11 protein-coding genes are annotated in these 12,244 nt (G+C 62.0%); 8 read left to right on the plus strand and 3 right to left on the minus strand.

Going from position 1 to position 12,244, the window contains the following annotated elements:
• Positions 1-15 precede the first annotated feature (15 nt).
• The 8 genes from NKI24_RS00260 to NKI24_RS00295 all read left to right on the plus strand — a co-directional run bounded on the left by NKI24_RS00260 (position 16) and on the right by NKI24_RS00295 (position 8,087).
• A complete protein-coding gene (locus NKI24_RS00260) occupies positions 16-330 on the plus strand; it encodes a helix-turn-helix domain-containing protein (protein ID WP_352452924.1) in 315 nt (104 codons plus the stop codon).
• Entirely contained in the window at positions 330-2,348 is a 2,019-nt protein-coding gene (hyfB, locus tag NKI24_RS00265) for a hydrogenase 4 subunit B (RefSeq protein ID WP_352743074.1), read from the plus strand. Before NKI24_RS00260 ends, hyfB begins: the two co-directional genes overlap by 1 nt.
• A complete protein-coding gene (locus tag NKI24_RS00270) occupies positions 2,339-3,295 on the plus strand; it encodes a respiratory chain complex I subunit 1 family protein (protein WP_352742732.1) in 957 nt (318 codons plus the stop codon). The genes hyfB and NKI24_RS00270 overlap by 10 nt, the downstream gene beginning before the upstream one ends.
• A complete protein-coding gene (locus NKI24_RS00275; protein ID WP_023675519.1) occupies positions 3,295-3,957 on the plus strand; it encodes a hydrogenase-4 component E in 663 nt (220 codons plus the stop codon). The genes NKI24_RS00270 and NKI24_RS00275 overlap by 1 nt, the downstream gene beginning before the upstream one ends.
• Positions 3,954-5,405, plus strand: a complete 1,452-nt coding sequence (locus tag NKI24_RS00280; protein ID WP_352742734.1) for a hydrogenase 4 subunit F — start codon at positions 3,954-3,956, stop codon at positions 5,403-5,405. Before NKI24_RS00275 ends, NKI24_RS00280 begins: the two co-directional genes overlap by 4 nt.
• Positions 5,406-5,423: 18 nt before the next feature.
• Positions 5,424-6,941 (plus strand): hydrogenase large subunit, encoded by a 1,518-nt coding sequence (locus NKI24_RS00285; RefSeq protein ID WP_352742736.1) that lies wholly within the window; start codon positions 5,424-5,426, stop codon positions 6,939-6,941.
• Positions 6,942-6,953: 12 nt separating this feature from the next.
• Positions 6,954-7,493, plus strand: a complete 540-nt coding sequence (locus NKI24_RS00290; RefSeq protein WP_352682056.1) for an NADH-quinone oxidoreductase subunit B family protein — start codon at positions 6,954-6,956, stop codon at positions 7,491-7,493.
• 336 nt (positions 7,494-7,829) lie between these two features.
• Positions 7,830-8,087 carry a hypothetical protein gene (locus NKI24_RS00295; RefSeq protein ID WP_352742738.1) on the plus strand — a complete coding sequence of 86 codons (258 nt, stop codon included), beginning with the start codon at positions 7,830-7,832 and terminating at the stop codon, positions 8,085-8,087.
• Positions 8,088-8,261: 174 nt separating this feature from the next.
• Here the strand turns inward: NKI24_RS00295 and NKI24_RS00300 are convergent, their stop codons facing one another.
• The 3 genes from NKI24_RS00300 to NKI24_RS00310 are packed head-to-tail and all read right to left on the minus strand — an operon-like array spanning position 8,262 to position 12,239.
• On the minus strand, positions 8,262-9,566 hold the full coding sequence (locus tag NKI24_RS00300; RefSeq protein ID WP_352742740.1) for an NAD(P)/FAD-dependent oxidoreductase: 1,305 nt from the start codon (positions 9,564-9,566) through the stop codon (positions 8,262-8,264).
• Complete coding sequence (locus tag NKI24_RS00305; protein WP_502901419.1) at positions 9,566-10,951, minus strand: glutamine synthetase family protein; 1,386 nt, start codon at positions 10,949-10,951, stop codon at positions 9,566-9,568. The genes NKI24_RS00300 and NKI24_RS00305 overlap by 1 nt, the downstream gene beginning before the upstream one ends.
• On the minus strand, positions 10,944-12,239 hold the full coding sequence (locus NKI24_RS00310; protein WP_352743077.1) for a glycosyltransferase: 1,296 nt from the start codon (positions 12,237-12,239) through the stop codon (positions 10,944-10,946). The genes NKI24_RS00305 and NKI24_RS00310 overlap by 8 nt, the downstream gene beginning before the upstream one ends.
• Between the last annotated feature and the right edge of the window lie 5 nt (positions 12,240-12,244).

The following is a 12,244-nucleotide window of genomic DNA, read 5'->3' on the forward strand; positions in this document are numbered from 1 at the left end:
AAAGGGGATGCGACCGTGATAACTGCTCCACAGTTGCGTGCCGCCAGGGCGCTCCTTGGCATCGACCAGCGCAGGCTTGCCGAATTGTCCGGTCTTTCCGTGCCGACAATTCAACGCATGGAAGCCAGCGAGTCGATTATTCGGGGTAACGTCGATTCCCTCATGAAGCTGATCGGGGCACTTGACCTCGCCGGCGTGGAATTGATCGCTGAAGGCGCCTCCAGCCAAATCGGCGGGCGCGGCGTGCGACTGAAAGCGGATTTTGACCCCGCTAAAATTCTTGGCGGGGTCGATACGGATGCCAAACTCCCCGCGAGGAGCGTGGCGTGATTTCGGCGGCCGCGGTCCTCCTGTGGGGCGTTGCTGCGCTTCTGGGGACTGCGGTGCTTGCGATTGCGGAAAGCCGCAGATCGGACTCGGGAACACGCCTGATCTACGGCTTGACGCTAGGTATATCGGCGGCCGTGCTCATGGTTCTCGCGAGCCGCATCGCCGACAATCCCGTCACCCCGTCGACTGTGGTGTTGCCTCTTGGATTGCCATGGATTGGCGCTCATTTCCGTTTGGATGCGCTCTCGACTTTCTTCCTCATCGTCGTCAACTTCGGCGGCTCCATGGCCAGTCTTTATGGCCTCGGCTATGGCAGGCATGAGTCTGCGCCGCATCGGGTGCTGCCGTTCTTCCCGGCTTTCCTAGCCGGAATGAACCTTGTCGTGGTGGCCGACGACGCCTTCACTTTCCTGCTTTCTTGGGAATTCATGTCGCTCGCCTCCTGGGCGCTTGTCATGGCGCACCATCGCGAGCAGGACAATGCGCGGGCGGGCTACATCTATCTCGTGATGGCGAGCTTCGGCACACTCGCGCTGCTGCTTGCGTTCGGCCTGCTCGCCGGATCCGATGGAACCTACACATTCGACGCGATGCGAGCCGCCGACCCCACCCCGTTCGCCGCTGCTTTCGTCCTGGTTCTCATGCTGCTGGGCGCCGGCTCCAAGGCTGGACTTGTCCCGCTGCACGTTTGGCTGCCACTCGCGCATCCGGCCGCGCCAAGCCACGTCTCGGCTCTCATGAGCGGCGTGATGACCAAGGTCGCAGTCTATGGCTTCATACGCGTTATTTTCGATCTGCTCGGTGAGCCGGCATGGTGGTCGGGCGTTGCCGTGCTTTCCCTTGGCGGCCTGACGGCGGTTCTCGGCATCCTCTACGCGCTGATGGAAAAGGACCTGAAGCGACTGCTTGCCTATAGCACCATTGAAAACATCGGCGTCGTCTTCGTAAGCCTTGGTCTCGCGCTCGCTTTCAAGGCGAACGCCATGCCATCGGCTGCAGCGCTGGCCCTCACCGCCGCGCTGTTCCACGTCCTCAACCACTCCTTTTTCAAGAGCCTGCTGTTTTTCGGCGCGGGCGCCGTGCTGACGGCAACCGGAGAGCGGGATATGGAGAAGCTGGGCGGTCTCATCCACCGCATGCCCTTTACAAGTTTTGCCTTTCTCGTCGGTTGCGTCGCGATCTCGGCACTTCCACCCTTCAACGGCTTCGTCTCCGAATGGCTGGCCTTTCAGGCCATATTGCAGAGCCCCGATCTGCCACAATGGGGACTGAAGGTCATGGTGCCCGCCGTTGGCGGTCTGCTGGCGCTGTCAGCGGCACTGGCCGCGGCCTGCTTTGTAAAGGCGTTCGGGATTGCATTCCTCGGCCGGCCACGCTCGGCCGCGGTGGAACTGGCGCATGAGGTCGACCGCTACTCGCTGGCGGCAATGTTCATTCTCGCTGCCCTTTGTCTCCTGGCCGGCATTCTGCCCGGTCTTGTGATAGACGGCCTCTCATCGGTGACACTGCCACTGATCGGCAGTCGGATGCCTGTGCAGGTGGCCCAGCCCTGGCTGTCTATCGTGCCGATTGCAGCGAGCCGCAGTTCCTACAACGGCCTGTTGGTGTTCCTGTTCATCGCCTTTTCCGCATCCACTGCGGCATATGTGATCCATCGCTTTGCATCACATGCACTCCGTCGGGGTCCCGCCTGGGGTTGTGGCTTCCCGGATGTGGTCCCGAGCTCGCAGTACACGGCCGTCAGCTTCGCGCAGCCTATCCGCCGCGTCTTCGGCACGTTCGTATTCCGTGCAAGGGAAACCGTCGAAATGCCGGCACCTGGCGAGACCGGTCCGGCTCGTCTGAATGTCGAAATGCATGATGTGATCTGGGAGACGCTGTACCTGCCTATCGGCCGGGCCCTCGACTTTGCGACCGACCACCTCAACCATCTGCAGTTCCTGACGATCAGGCGCTACCTGACCCTCGTCTTTCTCTTTCTCATTGTCCTGCTCCTGGTGCTCGCACTATGGCCGTGATTCTCGAGTTGGCCGTTCAAGGCGCGCAGATGGCGCTGGTGCTTTTGCTGGCGCCGCTCCTGACCGGATTCGTGCGCAAGGTGAAGGCACGGCTCTTGCGCCGCCAGGGTCCTTCCCTGATCCAACCTTACCGCGATCTCTTGCGGCTGATGCGCAAGGAAGTCGTTCTGGCGGACAACGCATCCTGGCTGTTTCGCGTGACGCCCTATCTGATCTTTGCCACCACCTGGGTCGGCGCGGCGCTCATCCCGACATTCGCCGCCGGCCTCACATTCAGTTGGACCGCCGATCTCATAGCCATTGTCGCACTGCTGGGAAGCGCCCGGTTCTTCCTGGCGCTGGCAGGCATGGACGTCGGCACGAGCTTCGGCGGCATCGGCTCGAGCCGCGAGGTGACGATCGCTTCGCTGGCCGAACCCGCCATGCTGCTCATCGTGTTCAGCCTGGCGCTCGTCGCGGGTGCTACGCAACTCTCAACGGTCGCCGCCTTCATGGGGTCACCGGAGGTTGGCTTGCGGGTGTCGCTCGGGATGTCGCTCATCGCCCTCGTGATGGTGGCGATCGCCGAAAACGCCCGCATACCCGTGGACAACCCATCGACCCATCTGGAACTCACCATGGTTCATGAGGCGATGGTGCTGGAATATTCCGGTCGCCATCTGGCGATGATCGAGTTTGCCGCCTTCCTCAAGCTTCTGCTCTATGTGTCGCTGATTTCCTGCGTCTTCCTACCTTGGGGACTGGCGAGCGCCGGTGCAGGACTGGAATCCCTTGCTCCGGGTGTCGTCGCCTATGTCGGCAAGCTTGCCGTCTGTGGCGTTCTCCTCGCCGTGTTTGAGACTGCTATCGCCAAGATGCGCGTCTTCCGCGTCCCGGATTTCCTTGGGGCAGCGCTGATGCTGGCCCTGCTCGGCACGCTCCTGCTGTTCGTCTCACGGAGCCTCTGATGAACGGCCTCACCTTCGACATCGCTCACCTGCTCGCCGGCGGCCTGGTGCTGGTCAGTTTCATGATGCTGTATCAGGATCGCCTCTTTGCTCTGATCAACGTTTTTGCGCTTCATGCAATCGTGCTGGCCCTGTCCGTAGCTTGGCAGGCATACATTCAGGACGCGCATCATCTCTACGTCACGGCGGCGATCGCCCTCGTCTTCAAGGCGATCGTCATTCCTGTCGGGCTTCATCGCATCATTCAGCGGCTCGGCATCCATCGTGACGTCGAGACCGCCGTCGGCATCGGTACGACGATGCTTGCGGGGATAGGCCTGGTGACCCTGTCCATGGTCCTGATGCTGCGCGTCACTCCCGAGGCTGATCCCCTCGCCCGCGAGGACCTGGCTTTCGCGCTGTCCATCATTTTGCTGGGGCTGCTGGTGATGGTCACCCGCCGTAACGCCGTCAGCCAAGTTGTCGGATTCATGTCGCTCGAGAACGGTCTGGTCCTCGCCGCCACGGGGGCCAAGGGCATGCCTCTGGTCGTCGAGATCAGTGTCGCCTTCTCGATCCTTATCGCCTTCATCGTCATCGGAGTCTTCCTGTTCCGCATTCGCGAGAGGTTCGACTCGGTGGATGTCGGCGCGCTCGACGACTACAGGGGAGAACACCGTTGACCGCGTTTTCCCTCGATGCGGTGGCCGCCATTTTGCTGATACCGGTCTTCGCGGCCGCACTTCTGGCGGCACTGCCGAAATACCAGATATCGGCGGGCGTCAATGTCGCGGCGAGCTTGCTGACCTTGCTCGCCGCACTGTCGCTTCTTGTCACCGCCCGCCCGCAGCCTGGGCAGTATCTGCTCGTCGACGATCTCAATATCGTCTTCATCGTGCTCAACACATTCGTCGGCTTCACCACCAGCGTCTTCAGCGCTTCCTACATTGCCCACGAACTGGAGAGCGGGCGGCTGACAGTCCCGAACTTGCGGTTTTATCACGCAATGTACCAGGTCATGATGTTCGGCATGAACCTGGCGTTCGTGTCCAACAATATTGGCTTGATGTGGGTGGCGGTGGAGCTTGCCACGCTGACCACCGTGCTCATGGTCGGCATCTACCGCACGCACGAAGCGCTGGAGGCAGCCTGGAAATATTTCATTCTGGGCAGCGTCGGCATCGCGCTCGCACTGTTCGGCACTATCCTCGTCTACATGGCTGCACAGCCGGTTGTTGGCGAGGGGACGAATGCGATGGTCTGGACGGTGCTCATCGCTCACGCCGCGCGCTTCGATCCGGCTCTGCTCAATGTCGCCTTCATCTTTCTGCTGCTCGGCTACGGGACGAAGGTCGGCCTTGCGCCCTTACATGCCTGGCTGCCAGACGCGCATGCTGAGGGTCCAACGCCGATTTCCGCAGTGCTGTCGGGCTTGCTGTTAAACGTCGCACTCTATGCCGTGCTGCGCTTCAAGCTATTGCTCGCGGCAAGCCCGGAAGCGATCGCACCTGGGCCATTGATGATCACGATGGGACTGACGTCGCTTGTCTTCGCGGCCTTCATGCTCTACCGCCGCCGCGACATCAAACGCCTGTTCGCGTACTCCTCGATCGAGCACATGGGCATCATCGTGTTCGCCTTCGGCATAGGAGGCCCGCTCGCCAATTTTGCCGGGCTGCTGCACATGGTCATGCACAGCCTGACCAAGTCGGCGATCTTTTTCACGGTCGGCCACATTGCCCAGGTCAAGGGGACACAGAACATCGCCGAAATCCGGGGACTGACGGAAACACATCCTGCCCTTGGCTGGGCGCTCGTCATCGGCGTCGTTGCCATTGCCGGCCTCCCTCCGCTCGGTATCTTCATGAGCGAATTCCTGGTCGTGAGTTCGACATTTGCAAGACACCCTCTTTTGGCAATGCCGTTGGTTTTCGGGATTCTGCTCGCTTTCGGCGCCCTGCTGCTTCGACTGACCGGCGTCGCTTTCGGCGAACCGCGCGGCAGCACTGCACCCGCCGAGGCGTCCTACATTCCGATGTATTCCCACTTGGCGTTGGTGTTTGCTGCCGGCATCTATCTGCCGCCACCGCTGGTCACATGGTTCCAGCACGTCGCAAGTATCCTGGGGTGAGCAGAGGAGAGAAAGAGCATGCCCGCGCTGATCGACCTCATCCTTGCTGGCCAACGTGTCGAAAATCATTTCCCGTGGTCGCGCGCCGTGGTGACTCCGAAAAAATGGGGCTTTGCCGTCGAGCAACTGGCCGAAGGCCACTGGAGCTTGCTCGGCCTATGGGGTGAGCCAGGCGCCGTCCACATGGCACTTCTCGATGAAAGCGCCGGGGACATCGGCGTTGTCAGCCTGGAATGCCCCAGTGGCCGCTACCCATCGGTCGGCCGGCTGCATCCGCCCGCATTGCGGCTCGAACGTGCGGCTGCTGACCTGTTCGGGCTCCTGCCACAAGGCGCGCCTGATATGAGACGGTGGCTTGATCATGGCCACTGGGGTGTCAGCTATCCGTTGAGTACCCGCGTCCGGATGTCTGCTGCGACTGCCTTCCCGTACAGTTTCCTGCCTGCCGAGGGGGAGAGCCTGCATCAGATCCCGGTCGGGCCCGTGCATGCCGGCATCATCGAGCCGGGCCATTTCCGGTTCACGGCGAGCGGTGAAACGGTCGTCCGGCTGGAGCAGCGCCTCGGATACGCGCACAAGGGTATAGAAGGCCTGATGGCGGGGTCCGACATCGACCGTGCAGCCAAATTGGCGGGCAGAACCTCTGGCGACAGTACCGTGGCATACTCCCTCGCTTTTGCCCGCGCCGTCGAGGCGGCGCTGGGTATCCAGGTTCCCCCACGCGCGGTCTGGCTGCGAGCGCTCATGGCCGAGTTGGAGCGCCTGGCCAATCATCTGGGCGACATCGGCGCTATCTGCAATGATGCCGCCTTCGCGCTCATGCATGCCCACTGTGGGGTGCTGCGTGAGCGCGTATTGCGGGCAAGCGATGCTGCCTTCGGTCATCGTTTGATGCGCGACTGCATCGTGCCCGGAGGCGTGGCAAGCTTCCTGAGCGATGAGGGCATGACAGCACTCAGGTCCCTGATCAAAGAGATCAGGCAGCGGTTTCCCGCGCTGGTCGAGCTCTACGACAACACGGCGTCGCTGCAGGATCGGACTGTCGCGACTGGCCGGCTGAAGGTGGAACTCGCTCGTCAATATCGCGCCGGAGGCTACGTTGGCCGGGCCTCCGGTCGGGACTTCGATGCCCGACGCAATCTCGCTTATCCACCCTATGGCGAACTCGCCTTCGATGTACCTCTCCTCCAGGAAGGCGATGTGAACGCCCGTGTATGGATTCGTATCCACGAGGTCGAACAGAGCCTGTCCCTGATCGAACAAGTCCTGCGACAACTGCCAGACGGACCGATCCGTGTCGATTTCGCGCAGACAAACCGATCGCATGAAGGCATGGCGCTCGTCGAAGGTTTCCGCGGCGACATTCTGGCCTGGCTGCGCATTGGCAAGGGCGGCTTGGTCGAGCGCTGTCACCTCCGTGATCCGTCATGGTTTCAATGGCCGCTCCTTGAAGCGGCGATCGAAGGAAACATCGTTGCCGACTTTCCGCTGTGCAACAAATCGTTCAACTGCTCTTATTCGGGCCATGATCTCTGAAGGCACGCTGTCATGCGCAAGCTTCTTTTTGAAAGCCTGATACGCCCCCCTCTCACCGAGCGTCCGCCGTTGGCAAGCAGCACGGCAGTCGACGAACTCGCACGCGCGCTCGATGGGGCTGCTCACAAACGATTGGGGCGAAGCCTGTCGATCCGGGCGGTCGATGCTGGTTCCTGCAACGGCTGCGAACTTGAGATGCACGCGCTGAACAACGCCTTCTATGACATCGAGCGTTTTGGGATCCGGTTCGTCGCATCACCGCGCCATGCCGATGTACTGCTCGTCACCGGGCCGGTCACAAAAAACATGCGCGAGGCATTGAAGCGGACCTACGACGCAACACCCAACCCAAAATGGGTGGTCGCACTGGGAGATTGCGCAGGCAATGGCGGCTGTTTCTCCGGCAGCTATGCGGTGGTGCGCGGAGTGTCCGAGGCCTTGCCTGTTGATCTGCACATTCCAGGTTGTCCGCCGCCGCCAATCGAAATTCTGAAAGGCTTGCTCGCCTTGCTTGAGGGCGTGAATTCCAAGACTGGTGCTGCCCGAAGGTGACTATGTAGAGGCTTTGCCAAGGTTGGCCTTGTCGCTGCATAGATCCAACCAATGCGTAGCCGTGAGTTTAAGGGCATCAGCCAACCTCTGTCCCAAAATTGGAAGGCGCTCGGCGGCGAGAACGGCTAAAACGCCTGCTTTTTTCGCCGGCAGCCCAGCGCTTTCGATCGAAGGGGAACCCGTTCCCTAGTCCGAAATGGTTACTTGCGCTGCAGCTAATGTAGTTACAATCTTGTGCAGTCGGAAGCTGCATGGGCCGGCTAGGCGCGAGTACCGTCTTCGCCGGCGTCTCAAGGCAGTCGACCACACGTTTGAGGTGCTCTAAGGGGGAAATCAATGAGATTGACGATTATTTGTGCGGCAATTGTGATGGCCGTATCCACCGCCGCCGTTGCGCACGAGAAAAAGAGAGTGGTCAGTACAGAAGTAACGTCGGCCGGCGCCGACCTGTCGGGCAGCACGATCAAGAAAAACAGGGAAACAAAATTGGATTGCAGTTCAACCGGAACTGTCTCCAGCGCGATTTCGAAAGACAAATCGGAGCCGCGCCTGGGATATGAAACAGTTAATCCTGCAATCATATCGATCTATTAGCTGAGGAAATAGCAGGCAGGTCTATCGGCGCTCAGGCTTCGGGAGCAGGGCACGAACCGACGCGCGGCCATGGCCTGCGGACCATATTCAAGCATCGATCAAGTCGGACGCCGCCGCGAAATCAGCCGTTAATCGCTTGGTGGCGGCGCTCGGCCTCATTGCGCATGCCTGCGCTCAATGTTTGATGCGGTCACGCATTGCGTACCAAAGCATGCCGAGCACATAGAGTGGGCCGCGCAGCGCCGTGCCGCCTGGGAACGGGAGGGGGCTTAGGGTCGAAAACAGATCGAGCCGCGAAGCATCACCGGTGATCGCCTCAGCGAGCAGCTTGCCCGACAGCGTCGACAGGATCACCCCTTTGCCCGAATAGCCATGCGCAAAATAGACGTCGCCATAGCGACCGACATGCGGCAGGCGCGATGTCGTCACCGAGACCAGCCCGCCCCAGGCGTGATCGATGCGGCGGCCGCGCAATTGCGGAAAGGTCTTTTCCATGTGCGGCCGCACGAAGCCGGCAATGTCGGCGGGCGGCGACGGCGTATAGCTCTCGCCGCCGCCGAACAGCAGGCGTCCATCCGCCGACAGCCGGTAGTAATTGACGACGAAGCGCGTGTCGGAGACGGCCACATTGCTTGGGATGACGTCGTTCGTGTCGCCCAGCGGCTCGGTGGCGATGATGTAGTTGCCGACCGGCATGATGCGGCTGTTGACGCGCGGCTCAAGCCCGTGGAGCAGCGCATCGCCGGCCAGTACGACATGCCTGGCCCGGACCGAGCCTTTGGCCGTCGAAACCCGGGGGGAAGGTTCCCGCTCCAGCCGCAGCGCCACCGAATTCTCGTGGATGGTGACGTCCGCCGCAGCCGCGGCGCGAGCAAGACCGAGCGTGTAGTTCAGCGGATGCATATGGCCGCCGAGCTTCTCGTACATCGCGCCGTGATAAGGTGTGTTCACCATTCCGCGCGCCTGCGCTGCCGACAGCATCTCGACATCATGAAAGTTCATCACCGTCGAAAGGCACTCGGCCTCTTCTTCGAGGTCGCGCAGGTCGGAACCGTTGACCGCACCGGCCAGATGGCCGGTGAGCCTGAGGTCGCAATCGATGGCATGGCGCTCGATCAGACCGAGCACGAGGGCCCGCGCCTCGAAGGCGAGATCGAACAGCGCCCTCCCCCGTTCCGGCCCATATAGCTTGACCAGCCCCTTGGCGCCCTTGCGCAGGCCGGGGATCATCTGGCCGCCATTGCGCCCCGACGCCCCCCAGCCGATCTTGCCGCCTTCGAGCAGCACCACCTTCAGGCCGCGTTCGGCTGCATGAAAGGCTGCGGAGAGGCCGGTACAACCGCCGCCGACCACCACCAGATCGGCGTCGACGTCGCCCTGCAGCGCCGGATGGTCCGGAGCCGGATTGGTCGTCGCGACATAGTAGGATTTGCCGATATCCAGGCCGGAGTTGAAGCCCCCAGAATTGAAGCCCATCATCACACCTTGAGCAGCAGATGGTCGCGTTCCCAAGAGGTGACGATGCTCTGGAACAGGTCGAGCTCAACACTCTTGACGCGCAAATAGGTCTGGAAGAAATCCTCGCCGAGCACCGCCCGAACCGGATCGCACGCAGCGAAGCGATCGAGCGCCTCTTCCATGGTTTTGGGCAGCGTGCTCCTGCTGCGATAGGCATTGCCCGACGCTTCCGTCGAACGAGCGATCTTCTCCTCGACGCCGAGATAACCGCAAAGCAGCGAGCCGGCTATCGCCAGATAGGGATTGGCATCGGCGCCGGGCAGCCGATTTTCCACGCGCCGCGCAGTGGGCCCGCCGGCCGGCACACGCAGGCCGCAGGAGCGGTTGTCGTGCGACCACTCGATGTTGGCGGGTGCACTGTGGTTCGGCCGGATGCGTCGGAACGAATTCACGTTCGGCGCAAACAGCGGCATCACCTCGGGAATGTATTTCTGCAGGCCGCCGATGAAATGCCCGAACATCTCGGTGTCGGCGCCGTCACGCCCGGCAAACAGCGCGTTGCCCGCCTCGTCGACGACAGACATGTGGAGATGCATTGAGCTGCCGGCTTGTGCGGCTATCGGTTTGGCCATGAAGGTCGCCTGCATGCCACCTTCCTGCGCGGCCTGGCGCGTCATTCGCTTGAACAGCAACACCTTGTCTGCCAGCGGCAGCGCGTCGCCATGCAGGAAATTGATCTCGAGTTGGGCCGTGCCCGATTCATGGATGAGCGTGTCGAGCGGCAGTCCGGCTGCCGCAGCATAGTCATAGAGGCGCCGGATCACCGGCTCGAATTGCTCCAGTGCCGCCATGTCATAGGGATGCTGCACGCTTTCGGAGCGGCCATTGCGCCCGACCGGCGCCGTCACCGGCCTGTCGGGATCGGGATTGGGCGCGGTGAGATAAAATTCAAGCTCCGGCGCCACCACCGCCCGCCAGCCGCGCTGGCGATATAGATCGAGCACGGCCCGCAACACGTGCCGCGGCGAAGCCATCCACGGCCGGTCGTCCATGTGGAACGCATCGGCGAAGACATAGGCCTTGCCTGGCCCGCCACCGGGCGCCAGACAGAGTGTTGCGACATCCGGCACCATCCGCATGTCGGGGTCCTGGTAGGCGAACCCCTCGTCGACGGAACCGGAATAGCGGCCGTCGATGCTGACCAGGAACGCGCTGCTCGGCAGATAGAGTGCTCGGTCCTCGATCGCCTTGAGGAACTTGGCCGCTGGCAGGGCCTTGCCGCGCAGCACGCCGTTCATGTCGGGCACCAGGCACTCGACCTCGCTGACACCGTGAGCGGCCAACCAGTCTCTCGAGTCGTTGGTGCCGTTCATGGTCGAGGCATCCGTTGTTGTGGTGTCAAGCATCAGGTCGGGTCCTTGCGAGAGCGAGAATGGCTTCGGCAGCCACGTCCGTTCCGGGTGTCAGCGCCATATGCACTGCATTCTCCCGGAGGCGTGCGCGCATTGCAGCATCGGCCATCAGGCCAAGAATGCTTCGCTCCAATTCGTCTTCCGTCCAGCCATCGCGGCTGATGTGGCGCCCGACGCCGGTTTCCTCGGCACGTTGCGCATTGTCATGCCCGTCCCAGCAATAGGACATGACCAGCGACGGCACACCGAAACGCAGTGCTTCGCAAAAGCTGTTGTTGCCGCCGTGATGAATGAAGAGGTCGCATTTCGCCACGACGGAAGGCTGTGGAAACCAGGCGTCGAGATAGACATTGTCCGGAACGGCGCGATAGCTGTCGCGCAGACCTCCGGCATTGACAATGAAGCGGGCCGGCAGCCTGTCGAAAACGGCGAGCATGCGCTGGATCAGGCCGACATCCATGGCGCCAAGACTACCGAAACTGACATAAACCAGCGGTCCGCCATTGCGCGGAAAGACCGGTACGTCGAACGGCCCTTCCGAGCGGACGCAGCCTTCGAGATAGACGAAGCTGGCAGGGTCGAGCGGCTCGGCGCGCTGCCTTCGCACAATCGTTGGGGTCAGCAGCAGATTGAGGGCGGGCGAAGGTTCCAGAAAAAGACCCGTTGGCAAGGGCGCAAGACCGGCGTCGGTCCGAAGCCGATTGAAGCGGTCATGGGCCGGAGCGACCGCTGCCAGGTAGCGCGCCTCGAACACCGCGCGGCTCGGGTCGTCGGCGGCGAGACCGGACAGATAGGGTGGCACATTGGCATCGGGAAGCTCGGTTTCGGCGCAGGAGACGACGCGCACCCACGGGCAACCGGCTGTCGCCAATGCCGGGAACATGACGACGTTGTCGAGCACCACGGCGTCCGGCTTCAGCCGCGCCAGCAATTGGCGCAGCGGCGCCTCGGCGTTGACCGCAGTGTCTACGATTGCTTGCCAGGTCGGGGCAACGTAGGTTTCGAGCTGATCGATGGGGCTCAGCCTGAAATGCGGCAGATGACGGCGCACGAAGGCCTGCCAGTAGCTCTGGCGTTCGCTGTCGGTCAACGGATCGTCAGTCGGCAACTGGTATTCCTGAAACCCATAGTCGGCGAACACGCCAGAAAAGCCGGCATGGCAGATGAACACCGGACGGGCGCCACGAGCGCGCAGGGCCTGCGCTATGCCAACGCAATTCAGCGCAGCACCGAAGCTCGCTTCCGGAAACAGTGCGATGGTCGGGCTGCCTTTGCGCATGATCCTCG

The organism is Mesorhizobium sp. M0701, assembly GCF_040320365.1.
Lineage (GTDB): Bacteria > Pseudomonadota > Alphaproteobacteria > Rhizobiales > Rhizobiaceae > Mesorhizobium.

Bases quoted from the DNA above. Each gene is read 5' to 3' on its own strand.
- NKI24_RS00300 (WP_352742740.1), bottom strand. From the start codon at position 9,566: ATGATGGGCTTCAATTCTGGGGGCTTCAACTCCGGCCTGGATATCGGC.
- NKI24_RS00305 (WP_502901419.1), bottom strand. From the start codon at position 10,951: ATGCTTGACACCACAACAACGGATGCCTCGACCATGAACGGCACCAAC.
- NKI24_RS00295 (WP_352742738.1), top strand. From the start codon at position 7,830: ATGAGATTGACGATTATTTGTGCGGCAATTGTGATGGCCGTATCCACC.
- NKI24_RS00275 (WP_023675519.1), top strand. From the start codon at position 3,295: ATGAACGGCCTCACCTTCGACATCGCTCACCTGCTCGCCGGCGGCCTG.
- NKI24_RS00290 (WP_352682056.1), top strand. From the start codon at position 6,954: ATGCGCAAGCTTCTTTTTGAAAGCCTGATACGCCCCCCTCTCACCGAG.
- NKI24_RS00285 (WP_352742736.1), top strand. From the start codon at position 5,424: ATGCCCGCGCTGATCGACCTCATCCTTGCTGGCCAACGTGTCGAAAAT.
- NKI24_RS00270 (WP_352742732.1), top strand. From the start codon at position 2,339: ATGGCCGTGATTCTCGAGTTGGCCGTTCAAGGCGCGCAGATGGCGCTG.